Source organism: Lichenifustis flavocetrariae, assembly GCF_026130545.1.
Lineage (GTDB): Bacteria > Pseudomonadota > Alphaproteobacteria > Rhizobiales > Beijerinckiaceae > Lichenihabitans > Lichenihabitans flavocetrariae.
In genome coordinates, this window is record NZ_JAMOIM010000036.1 from 1 (window position 1) to 16573 (window position 16573).

Annotated in this window: 10 protein-coding genes, 1 tRNA gene and 2 pseudogenes; 5 read left to right on the forward strand and 8 right to left on the reverse strand. The window is 59.7% G+C overall.

Going from position 1 to position 16573, the window contains the following annotated elements; genetic code table 11:
• Positions 1 to 173, reverse strand: a 173-nt coding sequence (locus M8523_RS28645) for a glycogen debranching N-terminal domain-containing protein (RefSeq protein ID WP_282588331.1), incomplete at its 3' end; no start/stop codon positions are given.
• Between the two features lie 135 nt (positions 174 to 308).
• Positions 309 to 656 (reverse strand): annotated as a pseudogene (locus M8523_RS28650) (integrase core domain-containing protein); the annotation flags it as partial.
• A gap of 795 nt (positions 657 to 1451) precedes the next feature.
• On the opposite strand from M8523_RS28650, the gene M8523_RS28660 reads away from it, so the two are divergent.
• The 4 genes and pseudogenes from M8523_RS28660 to M8523_RS28675 form a co-directional block, all read left to right on the forward strand.
• Positions 1452 to 1521 (forward strand) — tRNA-OTHER (locus M8523_RS28660).
• Between the two features lie 85 nt (positions 1522 to 1606).
• Positions 1607 to 3307 carry a DUF6538 domain-containing protein gene (locus tag M8523_RS28665; protein WP_282588296.1) on the forward strand — a complete coding sequence of 567 codons (1701 nt, stop codon included), beginning with the start codon at positions 1607 to 1609 and terminating at the stop codon, positions 3305 to 3307.
• A 754-nt stretch (positions 3308 to 4061) separates the two neighbouring features.
• A complete protein-coding gene (locus M8523_RS28670; RefSeq protein WP_282588297.1) occupies positions 4062 to 6692 on the forward strand; it encodes a hypothetical protein in 2631 nt (876 codons plus the stop codon).
• 390 nt (positions 6693 to 7082) lie between these two features.
• Positions 7083 to 7208: pseudogene (locus M8523_RS28675) on the forward strand (transposase); the annotation flags it as partial.
• A gap of 429 nt (positions 7209 to 7637) precedes the next feature.
• Here the strand turns inward: M8523_RS28675 and M8523_RS28680 are convergent.
• The gene (locus M8523_RS28680) at positions 7638 to 10520 is read right to left on the reverse strand and encodes a TrlF family AAA-like ATPase (protein WP_282588298.1); all 2883 of its coding nucleotides are present in this window, start codon (positions 10518 to 10520) and stop codon (positions 7638 to 7640) included.
• 400 nt (positions 10521 to 10920) lie between these two features.
• Between M8523_RS28680 and M8523_RS28685 the strand changes: the two genes are divergently transcribed.
• Positions 10921 to 11463, forward strand: coding sequence for a recombinase family protein (locus tag M8523_RS28685; protein WP_282588299.1), 543 nt, complete (start codon positions 10921 to 10923; stop codon positions 11461 to 11463).
• Positions 11464 to 11971: 508 nt separating this feature from the next.
• Here M8523_RS28685 and M8523_RS28690 read toward each other — a convergent pair.
• Genes M8523_RS28690 through M8523_RS28710 form a run of 5 tightly spaced genes read right to left on the reverse strand, consistent with a single transcriptional unit; the run spans position 11972 to position 16252 of the window.
• Positions 11972 to 13735 carry an ATP-binding protein gene (locus M8523_RS28690; protein WP_282588300.1) on the reverse strand — a complete coding sequence of 588 codons (1764 nt, stop codon included), beginning with the start codon at positions 13733 to 13735 and terminating at the stop codon, positions 11972 to 11974.
• Complete coding sequence (locus M8523_RS28695) at positions 13725 to 14054, reverse strand: circadian clock KaiB family protein (RefSeq protein WP_282588301.1); 330 nt, start codon at positions 14052 to 14054, stop codon at positions 13725 to 13727. Before M8523_RS28695 ends, M8523_RS28690 begins: the two co-directional genes overlap by 11 nt.
• Positions 14051 to 14374 carry a circadian clock KaiB family protein gene (locus M8523_RS28700; RefSeq protein ID WP_282588302.1) on the reverse strand — a complete coding sequence of 108 codons (324 nt, stop codon included), beginning with the start codon at positions 14372 to 14374 and terminating at the stop codon, positions 14051 to 14053. The genes M8523_RS28695 and M8523_RS28700 overlap by 4 nt, the downstream gene beginning before the upstream one ends.
• Complete coding sequence (kaiC, locus tag M8523_RS28705; protein WP_282588303.1) at positions 14371 to 16062, reverse strand: circadian clock protein KaiC; 1692 nt, start codon at positions 16060 to 16062, stop codon at positions 14371 to 14373. The genes M8523_RS28700 and kaiC overlap by 4 nt, the downstream gene beginning before the upstream one ends.
• The gene (locus tag M8523_RS28710; RefSeq protein ID WP_282588304.1) at positions 16052 to 16252 is read right to left on the reverse strand and encodes a YlcI/YnfO family protein; all 201 of its coding nucleotides are present in this window, start codon (positions 16250 to 16252) and stop codon (positions 16052 to 16054) included. Before M8523_RS28710 ends, kaiC begins: the two co-directional genes overlap by 11 nt.
• Between the last annotated feature and the right edge of the window lie 321 nt (positions 16253 to 16573).

Here is a 16573-nt window from a genome sequence, read left to right on the forward strand (position 1 = left end):
TCGAACGAGTGGCCATTCGCGAAGATGCGATAGGTGCTGATTATTCTCGTGTCGAAGAAGTAGAGTCCCTTGTCCGTTTCGGGATAGATCTGGCCATCCGGCTCGCTCGCCAGGATGGTCCGGCCCTGGTTGATAGTCAGGAGGGGTGGGCCGACCGTAATCTCTAGTGCCATCAGGCCCCACTCTCGGCGACTGTACCTCGAAGCACAACCAGACCTTGTCGTCGTCTAGAATATAAGAGGCCTTCAAGTCCGGATTATCTCAAGGACCAAAGTGATTGGCCCCAGTTGTGTGGTCCGGGTTGGATGTTAGTTCATGGCGGCCCTGAGGGCTAGCGTGAGCATGGCCGGCGTAGATGGCCGGGGTTTCGCAGCCGGCCATGCGGCGAAGGCTGGTACGAACACCTCCGGGGCTGGGGGTCGGTAGCCGATTGAGCCATGCGGGCGCACAGTATTGTAATGGCGTGTCCAGCTCTCGATAATAACCTGTGCCTCCTTCAATGAGTAGAAGATCTCGCCATCAAGCAGTTCATCGCGGAAGCGGGCGTTGAACGACTCGACGTAGCCGTTCTCCCATAGACTACCTGGGGCAATGTAGGCGGTCTTTGCGCCAACGGCTTTGATCCAGTCTTGTACGGCCTGGGCGGTAAATTCCGGGCTATAACACATCGGGAATGGGTGAGAGCCTCGGGCGGTGCGCGGAGCCCTTGTGGAGCGCAGCGTGCCGACCGAGGCGGCCATGGCCGGCAGATCTCTAGAGTGACGGGACGCCTTGCGGCGCCAGCCTACCAAACGGTCCATCGCTGTGAGAGTCAGACCGCCCGGGAACAACGGCACGGTCGAGGCGTGGCTGAGACCGCGGCCCGAGACTGGCATCATCGCCCGCGACCGCGGCGGAGGTTACGGTGAGGCCGCCGGACGCGCGCTTCCGCAGGCTGTCCAGGTTGCCGACCGCTGGCACCTCATCGAGAACGCAAGCGCAGCCTTCCTGGACGCCGTGCGCAAGTCCATGGCGCCGATCCGGCTCGCTGTCGGGTCAATGGCCTACGGAGTGGTTCGGCGGGCCTGTTTCCGACGGCTGGGAGGGTGTCACCGGAAGGCTATTGAACTCCCCATCCGCGATCCGGCCCGCGCGCGCTTGTTCACGGGCAGAACTGCTGAGAAAGCGCTTCTCAAACCTTCGCGGAATGTAGCGCTGGTTTCTCATCGCCTCGCGGAATGTTTCGCGATTTTTCCGCGGACGGTGACGGTTCCCAGAAGGCGGCGGTTCTCGTTATTTCGCGGACGGCGCAGCTCGAACGGGTGGCGGGCGCTTTGCGTCTCGACCGCGCGAAGCGGTCGCGAGGACGGCTGCTCCAAAACTGCTCCACTGCAAGTGGCAATACGCGACACCACTTGTCCACACCTGTCCCCCTAAGTCATTGCACGGAAATCTTTGTTGCGAATCAATCAGTGTTTCCAAGCGGTGTTGAAGCGACTGAAAATCGCAGTGTCGGTGGTTCGATTCCGCCCCTGGGCACCATCAGCTTGCTAAGTGGCTGACGCTCAACAAGTTCAAGCATTTCGAGGCACTTACGGCTACCCGGTGGTACAAACGGGTGGTACAAATGCCCTTGATGATGGCGCGTCCCTACAAGCACCCGAGGACTGGAATTTACTGGCTGCGGCGTGGTGTGCCCGAGAGCTTGCGGTCGCTTGTTGGGAAGCGAGAAGAAAAGTTCAGTCTCGGAACGCGCGACCCCGAGGAGGCGAAGCGGCTGCACGCGAAAGCGATAGCCGAGATGGATTCGCAATGGGCAAATCTCCGTGCAGGGCAACGCATTCTTACCGAACGTGAAGCTCATGAACTCGCGAAACCAATCTTTCGCAAATGGCTGGTGCTTTATCAGGATGATCCCGGCAACCAGCTCCAATGGCATCCCGACCTATACGAACGCCTGACCCTCCTGCCAGAAACCGATCCTCTAAGCGATTTGAAAAACCAGGGGTTCGACAACGTAGAAGAAGATACTGCCGGGGTTCACCTTGATGAACTTTTGCTAGCGAACATGCGGGTCTTCGCTCGTGCGCAGGCGAAGTACATCCTGGAAGCTCACGGGCTACGGGTGGATGGCTACAGCCACCTGAAGCTTGTTCGCGCCTGCGCCATCGCCTTGCAACGCGCGAGTCTGATACTCGGTGATTCGTTCGAAACAGGCGAGCCTGTCGAAATCGATGAGGAGCTGCCGACGGCCAACACGGTCACTCCGCGCACTTCGCCTCCTTCCGGTACGCCGCGTTCGCGCGGTGCGGCTACGGGGGTGGCACGAGCGGTGAGCAGCAAGGATGAACCGGACGCGCTCACGTTTGCGAACCTGCTAGAGGCTTGGTGGACCGAAGCGAAGGCGGTGGGACGAAAGCCGAGCACTTATGAAAGCTATCGCAACACGTTCGTCACCTTCGTCGAGTTCCTCGGACACGAAGATGCGGCGCGTGTCACCGAAAGCGACGTTGTCGCCTTCAAGGATCATCGCCTGAGTACACCCTCAAAGAGGACCGGTAAGCCACCGTCAGCGAAGACCGTCAAAGACAGCGATCTTTCCGCTCTCAAGACACTGTTCGGCTGGGCGGTAACCAATCGCAAGCTCGGGGCCAATCCGGCAACAGGCATCACCATCAAGCTTGCCAAGCCGCAACGCCTCAGACCGAAATGGTTCACAGACACGGAAGCTGAACTGATTCTGTCCGCAGCGCTCAATGCGAATCTGAGCGGTGATGCTCCGCAGTTGAAGGCCGCCAAGCGATGGGTGCCTTGGCTGTGCGCGTTTACCGGAGCGCGGGTCGGCGAACTGGCCCAGCTGCGCAAGGAGGACGTTACTCAGCGCGACAACTACTGGGTGGTCCGAATCACACCGGAGGCGGGCACGGTTAAGACGAACGAAGCTCGTGAAGTCGTTTTACACCCACAGATTGTTAAGCTTGGATTTTCGACGTTCGTCGCAGCTGCGCCTTCCGGGCACCTTTTCTTGTCGCCGCGGAGTGACGGAGATGTCCTGAAGCCCCTTCAGACGTTGAAAAACCGTTTGGCTGAGTTCGGCCGGGCACTCGTTCCAGACGAAGGGGTCGCGCCGAATCACGGCTGGCGGCATCGCTTCAAAACTGTAGGAATGGAAGCCGGCATCCCACTTCGCATCCTTGATGCAATCCAGGGTCACGCCCCTCGCAGCGTATCGGACAGCTACGGTGACGTGACACTTAAGACAATGGCAGGAGCGATGTTCAAGCTCCCTTATTTTTTTGTGCAAGCGAAGGTGAAAGAACCGGCTTAAGAGCGATGACTGGCGAGGCGGTCCCTATTTCTCTTGTTCGTTTGGATCCCGCCCCTTCCGCCAGACATTTAGGCTAAGTACCTACATTGTTTGAAGTTTTCTGGCTAGTTCGATGCGGCAGCCCTCAGCTTAGCCCACATTCGTCACCGGCTTCTAGCGGCCCTCACAGCACTTCTTTGGACAATTACACCGGCCATCGACCTCGGTGCTGATGGCGACCGACCTTGAAATAAGCCGCCCGACCGCGTTCATTCTGCGCTAGAGCGGAACGCATTCGGGTCCGATCCAAGAGCACAGGGCAGATGCGATAAGCCTTGCCGTAGAAGCGTACCGTGTCGACGCTTGCCGCGCTTGGCTGGGTGGGCGAGTATGATCCAGCTTTTAAGGATGGGAGCAGTCCTTGAGTACTAAAGAGTCGAGTGCTGTTCGGGGCTTGGCCGCGATCCTTATGACGACGTCCGCGGTCCTAACGCCAGCGAGAGCTCAGAATGTTGATCTGGGAGGGATCATCGGCGGCTTGATGCAGGGTGCCATTCAATCCGAGATACAGGGGTCGCAGCGGGAGGTCCGAAAGCGCCCAAGGTTACCTGATCGCACACCTACCGTGGAGAATGGTGGCGACGATAGTCGATTGGTCGGCTCCAATCCGAGGACGAGCGCACAATTATTCGCAGTCGATGGGCACGGACTTGGGGATCGTCTCAGTCCGGGGCACCTTGCGCCCGATTTTAGCCTTTCTCCAAGTGAGCAGTTCTTGGGCTTCCAATGGTTTCGGAGAAGGAAAGCAATTAATTCTATTTTAACCACGATCTCTATACTTGTTTCTTCTGCCAATGAGATAGAATACTACAATAAGTACTATGAGGCGGCTCACTTCGAGCCCGGTGCTGTTCAAGGTGAGATCAAGCGGATCGCCGATCTGTATCAAGCCCATCCCCGCATCCTAAAGATGGAACGCAATGCAGAGGGAAATTCGGCCGTTATAGCTTTGTGGGGCTCTTTGATGCTCACGCCGCTTGATCCCAAGAATGTATCACTTCTCGCGTCCGGACAGGTCGTCAACTCAGGTATTTTGATCGATTTCCTTGGTGACTATCGCGCTTCTGCCCGGCGAGGGCTGCCGGTTTATAAGATTTCTGGTGGTTCCGGATATTATTGGGCTGCTCGGTTCAATGATGGGGGAGATGGGACCCTTCGTTTTGGCATTGCCGATGCGTCGGTTTTCAACGCTGCATCCGCGCCTGCACAAGCAACCTCTGATCAAGCGCTTGCATTCTCTGAGGTGATGCCGACAGCCATCGTTCCACCCCGATCCCCCGTTGGTTCAGCGCCGGACGATAGTGCTCAAGCGGAGGCGAAGGAAAAAGCTAACCAGGCAGAGGCCGAGGCGCAGGCGGCACGAAATGCGGCCGCCGCGAAACTGCGCAAAGCCCAGTTTGAGCGAGCATCCACCAATGCTAAGAAAGCTATCGACGACGCATCGGCTTTCGTAAAATCGAGCGCGACAACTCCGAAATTGCTCGACTACGTTCAGCAGATTGCCGATCTGAACGACACTTTATCGGCGAGCGATGCCAATGTCACCGAAGCCAAAACTAAAGCCCTTCTCCGGTCGCTTCAAGATGACCCCGATTTCCAGCGATTCCGTGATGAACGAGATAAGCAGAGGCAACGGCAGATCGCGAGGGACTTGGGCGACGCGGTCCACACGCTGACGTCGCAGCGACAATTCCTGGTCGGCTACGTGACACGTGATCCGACATCGGCGAACGCATCCAAGCTACTCCCGCTCATCAAGCGAGCCGAGGTGGTCGTCGCCAGCCCTGACCTTGACCGCGTCCAAACTCTCTTGGGGCAGGTTGATATCGCGTTGCAGGACGCGGGTTTGTCGGACGAGTTCGCGGCCAGTCAAAAGATGCAGCAGCCGGACGATTCGACCCAGGGCGATTCCGCCTCGTCCAGCGAGGCCCATAAAATTGAAAGTGCGGAAGCTCAACAGAAGACGGGCGTGCAGCTCGTCGGCACCGAGAAAAATGCCTTCCTGCTTAAGGGGGATCTGCAGGACGTGGTCTTGATGTATAACTCCTCATCGAGCGCGCCTCACGTCGTCCGCAACCTAAGAGGCGACATTGTTTTCACCGAGGGCAGAGCCGACGCTTGTTTGTTTGGGCGAGACGGTGACGATAGGGAGCTTAGTGCTGTAATGCGGTCAACACTGTCGGCGTACAATACGGCTAAGACCGTTGTACTCGGCGGCGATCCCTGCAACGCGGATCAACTAAACACTTACGACGTGGTCGCGACCCGTCGGGGCACTTTCCTGCGTCAGGACCCAGAGGCTGCGCTTGCCCTCATTAAAGCGATCGAGATTGATGCGTTCAAGAGCTTGGTCACTGTCACAGATGCCCAGCTAAAAGCAGCGGCCTCGGCCGATGCCGTCGCCGCTACGGAGATCGCGGCGGACGTGGAAAAAGGCGTGAAGGAGGGCTTCGGTTTGATACTTTTCACCGGAAACTCCGCTGCCATCTGTCTAGTGGCTCAGGACCAAGTGGAGGCGCATCGGCAATTGCTCGTTGGCCACGCGGAGAGGCTCGCTTCCGATATGAGAGCCGCACCAACGCTCGTGCCTACATCGCCGGATGGTGCTTTCGTGAACGCCAAGCGTGGTCAGTGCGGGGCAATCTATGCGCAATCGGCCGAGTTGAAAGACCTTGCGGGAGCGCTCAAGCGCGATGGGCTCGCATATCGATTTAGCTCAGTTTGGATCGAGACTGATAAAGTCAAGGCCATGGCTGATAAGCTGCGAATGCAAAACGAAAATGCCGCGCGGCAGTCGGCCGAGCGTCAGCGTCGGCAAATTGAGGAGCAGCATCTTGCGAGTCTTCGGGCCGCTGATGAAGCTTCCAAACTGGCTAACTTGCAAGCGGCCTCGCGCGATAAATACTTGAGCAGCGCCAATGCGTCGCAAGCCAACATCGCAGCAGATGTCAAAGAGTTCATGGATCATCCAGACAACAGCGAGGGTGTGGCTCGTGTTTTCCCAACTTTCGCTTCGCTCTACCGCAATGAGCTAGCTAATCGTTGGGAGCTCATGAGCGAGAACGCTGCACTGGAGGACTATGGGATGTCAGACTTCAAAGGCCGGAAGCTTGAGACCGCTCTCAGCCGGATCAACATTGGGCTGAAGAACCGTATGCTGGGCGATTATAAGAGCGAATGTTTTATATTTGGCGAAATCGAAGACAGCGAGTTCGCGATGAGGCGTGACCCGATTGCCGTAAGCTGTGATGATGATGCGGCACTGTCGAGCTGGAAAATTCAACACGGATTTAAGAGTGTCTGGACCCTTAGCACTGCTGATCCTACGGCTATCGGTCGGTATTGACTGCCTCAAACAACACGCTCCACGGCCTCTGCTGAATGATCGCACGACGGGACGAACCCTCCGGACCACCCCGCCAGTCGCCTCGACGAGCTGCTGCCCTGGAACTAGAAGGCCAGCAGCCCATCACGTTTATTTTCAGGCAGCCTGACGCACCGCCAATACCTTCCGCTGGGATCACCGTGACGCGGTAGCCCAGATCTGCGGTACTGGCCGGATCCGTACTGAAGCTCGCTACCATCCGCGAAATGGCGGTGACGCGGTTGCCTGTGCGCTTCTAGACGAGCGCCACCTTTGTGCGGCGGACGGAGATGGCTCGGGAAATCTGAACAGGTTGCATGAGTGGAGTTTCTGCCTGACGGCGGCCAGGATGGCCGCGGAGCAGGAGAGACGATGAGTAAGAGACCACGCCGGAACCACGCACCCGCCTTCAAGGCGAAGGTGGCCTTGGCGGCTGTACGAGGCGAGAAGATGCTGGCCGAACTGGCGCAGCAGTTTGATGTCCATCCGAACCAGTTGGGGAACACTATCTTCTTTGGTCCGAGCTCGTGGGCGAGATCCACCTCCTTCACAGCCCAATGCGTGCGATGCAGCTCCATTCCCGATGTCAAGGGAGGGCGACAGCTCCAACAGATCGTCAGCGGTCAGAAATGAGCCAATAGGCGCAATCTATTACTCGATTTGAACCTGAACACCCTGTCTCCGCGTCACGTCCCGAATGCGACCGAAATGGGGTGCAAGCCTGTTCCCCTTTTCGTAAGCAAAGATGCAGGGAAGGTGCCTGAGCCCAGCCACAGCCTGCGAATCTAGGTTTCCGACACGCTTAGTCAGGGCGTCGTCGGTAGATTCCCGAACGCATCGTGACTTCCCAATCTGCCAAGGCTCGCCTCTCCACGCCTCGTCGTTTCCGGAGACAAATAGGTGATACACTCGCGCTTCGCATTCTGCTCAGATCGCGTGATCGAAGCGGTATTTGCGGCGGCGAAGCTCGAAGGCATCCTTGCCACCTTCCATGATCCGGGTGACGGCAATCCGAATGTCCGGCGTCTCGATCGCGCCGTCAACGTCGATGGTGATCTCCGGGATATCTGCGGTCGGGATGACAGGTGCGTCGTTCGTCTCCAGCGCAATTACCTTGTCCGCGTCGCCGTTCACAACGATGTTGGGGTTGTGAGTGCTGAATATAAGCTGCCGGCGGCTCTTGGAGGTTTTGATCAAGTCGACAATCTTCATGACGACCCGGTTGTCAAGATCATCTTCCGGCTGGTCGATGATCAGGGTGCCGGCCGATTGCTGCAGAAGAAGCTCCAACAGCGCTGAGGCCTGCTGACCAGGTGATGCCTTGTCAAAGGGTTTGCGACGTCCCTGGTCGTCAATGTAGCGGAGCGAGATGTAATCCCGGGGCACGGCGGCCAAAAGCTCACCCACGGTCCCGTCATTGAGATTGCCGTAGACACGCTTGGTCTGGTTTGCATTTAGGCTGCCTCCACCGAAGAACAGGGAATGCAAGCCATTGGAAATGTCGGTGCTCGGATCGGCGGGGCTGCCGGCCATCGTCTTCGCCTCGTAGACCTTCAGAACCCTTTCAGATATATCCGGCCACGCTGTTGTTGGGCCTGCCTTGATGGCTTTTTCGACCCAATCGGTGCATTTCGTCTCCGGATCTGAGACGTAGCTGCTCTGCAGGGTACGGCAGAGAGCGGCGATGTATTCTGCCGGTGCAGGGTCGGGCTTAACGTGCGCTTCCAGACGCTGGCTTGACCGACCGCCGACGTGATCAGCCGCTTCCTGCAGCAGGGCACGTCGACCTGCCACCAACGTCTCAAGCTGCTGACGAGCTTGCTGTAAGCGCGTCAGAGAGCTTGCCGACTTCTCTTCGCCGGCTGCTGCAGCGGCAATCTTAGCGACCGCGGCTTCGTGCTCCTGCGTGAGCTGGGTGCTTTCCTCGATCAACGCAGTGTGAGCGGACTGGGCGGCGACCGCCGCCTGATGAACAACATCGAACGCGGCCGACCGCGCTTCAAACCGCACGATCACGTTCTGCCTGAGGGATTCCAGATTGCCGAGAACTGCGATGGCAGCGTCGAGCTGACCGGCTATGGCTGCGCTTGTTTGATCGACTGCGGTGGCCATCTCCGCCATCTCCTCGAACTCAGCACCAGCTTTGGACATGTCCGTCTTGGTCTCCAGCAGCTGGGCCTTCAGCTCTTCGATCGCGGTTCGCGTGGCGACAATGCGTCGGTCCAGCTCCGTGAGCCAGGATTTCGCCCGTGAGTAAAGGGGGGCCTTGGCAAGGACATCCTTCATCTCCGCCGAGACGCCTTGTTCGTCGAGCCGGTCCGTGACGGCTTGAAGCCGCTGACGAACGTCGTCCGCGCTGCTGCGCGCCTGGCGGTGCCTCATTTTGTCTAGCCAGTGTGCGACCACCAGGCCGAGGGCGTTACGAACATCGAGTTGAGCCTTCTCGATATCCTGCTCGATCGCTCGACGGCGCTCAAGGACCTCCGCTGCGGCAATCCCTGTAATCTGGTCCGCAGCGGATGCGGGGTCGTTCACGGTTGTAGACAGTCCCTTTTGGTAGAACCCGCGTGCGCGGAAAGTGCGTTGCGCCTCTCTGATCGTCATTTGGCGCACTGTCCCTGAGCTTTCAGTGACGGTGATGTGATCCTTGCTGGCCCACTCACGCTGCCAGGTCTCGCGCAAGCCGTCGCGGTCAAGTTCAACCTCCACAAACCCCGTCTTCAGGGTCTCCTCGATCAAGGTCTGCTCCTTGCCGCCGCTGGAGACCACCTCGCCTGCAGGGAAGTCAGCCACCGTCCGCGCGAGAGCGAAGCGCAGGTATTCGAGAATTGAGCTTTTCCCGGAGCCACGTCCACCGATGATGGCTGTGAGTCCCTCATTGAACGTCATTGAAAGCGGATCAGCCCCGGTAAGGTCGGACTGCACCTTCAGCGAAATCAGCCGCTCTCCGGGAACGACCGGCGGGGTGACGGTGATGCGAGCCTCATCAGCCAGCAGCGCCTGCCTCAGCGCCTCGATGCTGTTCTCGCCTAGCTTGATCCAGCACTCATGCTTTCCGAGCCTGCCCCAGTCCTCGTAGCGATTGTCACCGGTCGGAATAATCGCGCGGCGGCGGCTGCCCCACTCGACTACCTTCCCGTAAGCCTTCTTCTTCGTATCCTCGTGCAGCTCCGAAAAGGGCTTCTCGATGTAGACGCCATCGCAGTTCAGATTGATAAACCGCATCTGAGTCCGCGGTTTGTTGATGTGCTTGTGCGCGTTCGTAGTGTCATCGCTGAAGTGGGGCAGGACGACGGAATTTTCCCGTAACTCGCTGTCGCCCTGGATGATCTCGAACAGGTCGATAACCGTCATGTTGACGGGCGACGAAACCGGGGTCCGGCCGAGAGCGTGGCTGGCGGCGGTGAAGTTGCGCAGCGAGACGAAGCGGGACCGTAACTCTGGGGTTGATGTCGGCTCGATGATGGTCAGGCACTGCGCATCGTCGCTGCACGTGACCTCGACGCCTGGGAAAACAAGAACACGGTTCCCGTCACGTTCGGCCGCTCGCTGGACATACGAGGCCATGCACACGTCGTGATGGTCGGTCACCGCAATGACATGCAGTCCTTTGGACACGCAAGCCGCGATGAACGCGTCAGCCCACGCGTCGCGGGCGGCTTCCTCTTCGGGAGTTGTGCCCGGCAGCTGGGTGCCTCCTCTCCAGCTGTGATCCCGCGCGGTATGACATTGAAGATCTGCCTTGCGCCACGTTGCGCCGGAATGATGCCCCTTCATCGACCCGCCTTTGATACCGCTTTGTGTCGCCATGTTAGTTGCTACATCCAGCCAGACAAGCGCGTTCAGGCGAGGTCAAGGACGGCGTCCCCGGAGGGCTCAGGTCGATGGTCGCGATGCAACGGAGTCCATCCTCCGCCAGCAATGCGCTTGGCAGCGGTCGTTCCGCTTACGGCCACCCTCGACCTGCGATGGTTAGTCAGAAAGCGAAGAAGCAGGCCTACTGAAGGTCAGAGATGGGTCACGTGTTCGCTTGCTTCCCAGGGCGTCAACAATGAATGTGTGCTCAACTTGAGGCCTATGCAGTCAGGTCGACACACCAGGGTATGCCCTGGCGTGACGTCACCTTAGGGGGGCGAATGATACGTAACATCTGGGTTGACATCGACTATTTGTGACCAAGTAGCCTTGGGCCTAAAGCTTGAGGTGACACATGGCCCGCATTGGTTACGCCCGCGTCAGCACGATCGACCAAGATCTCGACATTCAGCATGCGAAGTTGAAGGCCGAGGGCTGTTCGGTGATCAGGGCAGAAAAAGTGTCAGGCGGCAGTCGTGACGGTCGAACCGAACTGGCCACGGTCTTGGATTTTCTGCGGCCGGGCGACGAGTTGGTCGTCACCCGGCTGGACCGGCTCGGTCGGGACACCCGTGACGTGCTGAATTTGATTCATGAATGCGAGCAGCGGGGCGCGTTCGTCACCGTCCTCGACCCGCACGTGTCGACTCGCGGCGAGATGGGTCACATCGTTTTGACCGTGCTCGGCATGGTCGCGCAGATGGAGCGCCGGTTCATTAAAGAGCGCCAGCGGGACGGTATCGAACGGGCGAAGGGCGAAGGAGTATACCAGGGCGGTAAGCGTCGGATCGATCGTGAACGGATTCTTGCGCTTCACTCGAACGGCGCTGGGGCGACGACGATTGCGAAGGCGATCGGCTGTTCGCGCATGCAAGTTTATCGCGTGCTTCAGAGTTGAAGCCAGAGCCTGCACGAAGATCCGTAAGCGCGGATTTCACGTCGGCAACTGGCCGACGGCTGACCGTCCGGTTCCGAGCAGGCCTGCAACAAAGCAGACCTTTATTGCTGGCGGATGTCGATTGCGTTGAAAAACTCTGTTTTAACGCGGAGCGAAAATCAACGATTTGCAAGTCGCAGAGTAGATCAGCGGGTAAACGGCGCGCCACATCGGTTAGATCGATCTCCACCGGGCTTCCGCAATTAAACGCGGCCAACCGAGTGTCCGCCCAGAAACCCGCCCAGAGCCTCGGAACTGTAATCGGCGCCGAAAAAGGAGTTTTCAATTCACCCGATCTAGTCTTACAATTTTCTGCGAGCGACGCCCAAAAGCGGGCAATGTGGCGGTTCTGCTCTACGGCAGAAATTCATCCTCGGTGGACCTTATGGAGGTCCTCTTCCGAACGGCGAATTCAATTTTTTGAATGACTGAATCAGGCAATTTTCTGCCTGCCTATGTTTAAGACCATTTAAGCGACGCCACTACCACCTATCGATTGGCGGAGCTTTTGCGACAGGTCCTCGATCGAGTAGGGCTTTTGCAGTAGGTCGAAGCCGTGGCGGCCGTCCTCGGCAAGCGCATGACTGTAGCCGCTTGTGAGCAGGATCGGCAGGCCCGGATAGAGATCACGGATCGCGCGTCCCAGGTCTACGCCGTTCATGCCCGGCATCACCACGTCCGAGAACACGATGTCGTAGCGGATCGGGGCTTCGGCGAGTTGCCTCAACGCCTCCTCGGCACCGGCGGCCCAGGTCGTCTCATAGCCGAGGTCCTGCAGGATCTGCGTCGAGAACGTGCCGACTTCGACGTTGTCCTCGACCACAAGCACTCGACGACCGCCGCCGCTCAAGCTCTCGGAGGCCACGTTCCAGGACGCCGCCTCCTGATTCTCGGTCGGGCGGCCCTCCACCTCGGGCAGGTAGAGGGTCAGAGTAGTGCCGCAGCCGACCTCGCTCGTGACCTCGACGTTGCCTCCCGACTGCTTAGCGAAGCCGAAAACCTGACTGAGGCCGAGGCCCGTGCCCTTTCCGACTTCCTTCGTCGTGTAGAAGGGCTCGAAGATGTGGCCGATCCGATCCGGAGGGATGCCGCATCCCGTGTCGGCGATGCTGATGGAAACGAACGAGACGCTCGGAGAGGCATGTCCGCGTATCGCCGGTTGAACGATCCCGCATTGAACACGCAGGGTGAGAAGGCCCTCGCCATCCATGGCATCCCGTGCGTTCACGGCCAGATTCACCAGCGCCGACTCGAACTGGCTAGTGTCCGCCTCTATGAAGCAGGGTATCTCAGGCACGATCCGTTCGATCCTGATGCGCGAACCCACGATGGTTCCGAGCATGTCGGTGATACGATGAACACGGTCCCTCAGGTCGAAGATCGTCGGCGTCAGCGACTGCCGGCGGGCGAAAGAGAGCAACTGTCCGGTGAGCCTGGAGGCCCGGTCCACCGTGTCGGCAATGGCGTCCACGTACCGACGACGGCGCTCCTCGGGCAGGTCCGGCCGACGCAATAGTTCCGAGGACGACTTTATAACCGTTAGAAGGTTGTTGAAATCGTGCGCGATGCCGCCGGTCAATTGCCCGACCGCCTCCATCTTCTGGGCCTGTCGAAGGACGTCCTCGATCCGCTCGCGCTCCAGGCCCTCGGCCTTGAGCCGGGAATTGGCGCCGGCCAGCTCGCTCAGGTGGAACTTCTGCTCGGTCAAGTCGGTAAGTACGCCGCACAAAAGAGGGACTGTCTCATCCCGCGCCAGCAGGCTCAGCGACAGGTAGACCGGCATCCTCTGGTTCTGGCCATCGGTGGCAAGGGAAAGCTCGCCGCGTGCCACGCCAAGCCTTGCCTCTTCGAGAAGGCGCCCGAGGAGGGGTCCGTCCTCGACCGGGATGAAGGCCTGCAAGGGCTGGCCGATTAGTCGCTCCTGGCGGACATCGAGCATTTCGGCGAGGCGTCGGTTGCAGTACAGCACCGTTCCCTCAGCGCTTAGCGTGAGGGCGCCCTCCTGGATCTGTTCGATGAGGACGCGATAGGGTCTGTCCGCACTCTCCAGAGTGTAGATCTGACGCTCGCCATCCGGGGTCTCCACCACAACGGCGTCGAAGTCGCCTCGGCGAATCGCCTCCAGGGTTTCCTCGCTCTCCTCCAGACGCGCCTCAAGCTCACGGATCCGTGCCTGATCCGCACGATGACGTAGGTCGAAGTCCGTGTCCGTGTCCGTGTCGTCAGCGCCCATCGCGGCCCTGAGGTGTGACGGGCTGAAGGTCGAGCCCACGCAGGACACGGGCCTCCTCGGAAAGGTCGCCGATGATGCGCCGGGCAGGCAGCGGCTGAAGCTTCAGCAGGGTAGGCGCCGCCACGACCTGGTTCTGCTCGGCAAGTTGCGGTTGCTGATAGATGTCGACTATTTCGAGGTCAAAGCGGCCGGCCAGATACGCGCCGCAGATGCGATGCAGGTTCTCAATGGTACGCCGGGACCGTGGCGACGAACCCGCGATGAAGAGGCGCAGCAGATATCGGTTCTGTGACGTTTCATCAGTGGGGGCGCTGCTCAAGGGAGGAAAGCTCTCGGGCGGATGTCGAGCCCGACTAGAACTTTTTCGGTGTTGGATAGATCGCCCACCATCCGCTTGAGCGGCTCCGGCAGGCGCCGGACCAGGGTGGGAATGGCGAGGATCTGGTCACCGGCGGCCAGTTGCGGGTTCTTCACGAGATCGATCACCTCGATGTCGTACCGCCCGGCGAGGTGCTCTTCGCAAACCCGCTTGAGGTTGGCAAAAGCGGCCATCGATTTGACGGTCTGACCGGCAACATAGAGGCGCAGATGATAGTGGCCGTTCTCGTCGGCCACTTCGGGTTTGTTCAGGTCGCTCATTCTGCGGCACCCCGGCGGGCCGAGACGATGAGGCGCTCTTTCTTCATGACCGTATCGCGGGCCTCGTCCTCGGTCACGAGGACGGCCTCCTCATCCTCGGCAATCTCCAGGCTCGCGCGCAATTCGGCGATCTGGCGCTCGATGCCTTGGCGGCGCCTAAAAACCTCGCGCTTGCGGCGCTCGCTCTCCTGGCGACGTCGGAGAGTTGCGGCATGTTCCTCGGCCTCCTGTACGACGCGTGCCGTGCCGGTGAGGACGCCGGCCGGGCCGATATAGGCGTCGATGAGGGCGATGCCAGCCGCCGACATCTGGAACTCGCGCACTTGGTTCGAGTGGCTCATCCCGCGTGCCTTGATCACGTACAGGGTCCGTGTGCGCTCACCGTTGGCCTCGACGCTGACGAGCTTCACCCAGGCATCCATCAGCGAGGACAGTCCCAGATCGTCATCATCCTCGAACGTCCCATCGGTCCGCAGGCTGGTGAACACGGCCGTGATCCCGCGGATCTTGAGCAAGTCGACCATACGCAGCAGCGTGGCCTGCACTTCGGAATTTGGACCACGGAGAGCCGAGATAGGGTCGAGCACGACGATGGAGGGCTGAAACCGCTCGATGTCGCGATGCATGCGCGCCAAGTGCATCTCCAACCCGAACAGGCTGGGACGCGCCGCTTCGAACCGAAGCAGTCCATTCTCGACGTGCCGCTTGAGGTCGAGCCCGATGGAGCGCGCATTCCGGCAGATCTGGTCGCCGCTCTCCTCGAACACGAAGGACAGGCAGCGCTCGCCACGCTGGCAGGCGGCATCCACGAGAGACGAGGCGATGCTTGTCTTGCCCGTGCCGGCCATCCCGGAGATCAGGACGCTGGAGCCGCGATAAAAGCCGCCCGGACTCAGCATGGCATCCAGGCCGCCGATGCCCGTGGACATGATCTCGTTGGAGACGCCGTAGCCGAGTTCAGCCGAGGTCACGGGCAGGACGCTGATGCCCTGGTCGTCAATAAGGAACGGGTACTCGTTCGTACCGTGGGCTGAGCCGCGATACTTCACTACCCGAAGGCGCCGCGTGGTGATCTGGTCCTCAACTCGGTTGTCGAGCAGGATCACGCAATCTGAGACGTATTCCTCAAGACCTTGCCGGGTGAGTTGGCCCTCGCCGCGTTCTCCGGTAATGATAGCGGTGAGCCCGCGGTCCCGGAGCCAGCCGAATAGCCGGCGCAATTCGGCACGCAGAATCGAGGCGTCGGTCAGCCCGGAGAACAGGGTCTCGATGGTGTCGAGGACCACGCGCTTGGCGCCGATGGTGTCGACCGCGTAGGCGAGGCGGATGAACAACCCTTCAAGGTCATACTCACCGGTCTCTTCGATCTCGCTGCGCTCAACCCGGACATGATCAATGGCGAGCTTGCCATCGGCCACCAAGCCATCGAGGTCGTAGCCGAGCGAGGCGAAGTTCGCAGCCAGATCCTCGGCGCGCTCCTCGAAGCTCATGAAGACGCCCGGCTCGCCGAACTGAGTAGCGCCATTCACCAGCGCTGTAACCGCAAACAGCGTTTTGCCGCAGCCGGCCGCACCGCAGACCAGAGTGGGACGTCCTGCAGGCAGGCCGCCGAAGGTGACGTCGTCGAAGCCTACGATGCCTGTCCTAGCCTTCGGCAGCGCCGGACCGGAGGTTGGATCAAGCGCCACTGATCGTCGCCTTATGGTTTTGGTCCGGCAGAGCGGGACCGGTGCTCGAACGATCCTGCTTCATCGCCGCAATACGGGCGATCAGGGCCGTTTCGATAAAGTTAGCGAGGCTACGGTTGTCCTGAAGATCGCAGTCCCGCATGGCAGCCAGCAGATCCGCAGCGATTCTGAAGGAGAGCGGCTGCTTCATCGTTCACCCCCGGCTTCGGATGGCCCGCTTCTAACTGGTATGATGCGGATAGCAATACAAACGCGCCGGCCTTTGAGCCGCCTTTGGTAGATAGAATGATGTTTTCGTCCGCCTCGAGATCGCAGGCCATAGCTCATCCTCGGAAGAAGTCCCGGGCGCGTGCGTCCTCAAGAGGTTCGGCTGTTGTCTGAGATTGATCACAAACCCAGGGCCGCTCGACGTGACCGCGAACGCCGACTGTTCGGGATCCACAAAGTTGATGCACGGGACTGCCTCGACAGATGCCAGGCCCTACTGGTCGGAGGAAGCCTCGCACACGTG

Bases quoted from the DNA above. Each gene is read 5' to 3' on its own strand.
- M8523_RS28665 (WP_282588296.1), top strand. From the start codon at position 1,607: ATGCCCTTGATGATGGCGCGTCCCTACAAGCACCCGAGGACTGGAATT.
- M8523_RS28680 (WP_282588298.1), bottom strand. From the start codon at position 10,520: ATGGCGACACAAAGCGGTATCAAAGGCGGGTCGATGAAGGGGCATCAT.
- M8523_RS28685 (WP_282588299.1), top strand. From the start codon at position 10,921: ATGGCCCGCATTGGTTACGCCCGCGTCAGCACGATCGACCAAGATCTC.
- M8523_RS28690 (WP_282588300.1), bottom strand. From the start codon at position 13,735: ATGGGCGCTGACGACACGGACACGGACACGGACTTCGACCTACGTCAT.
- M8523_RS28700 (WP_282588302.1), bottom strand. From the start codon at position 14,374: ATGAGCGACCTGAACAAACCCGAAGTGGCCGACGAGAACGGCCACTAT.
- M8523_RS28710 (WP_282588304.1), bottom strand. From the start codon at position 16,252: ATGAAGCAGCCGCTCTCCTTCAGAATCGCTGCGGATCTGCTGGCTGCC.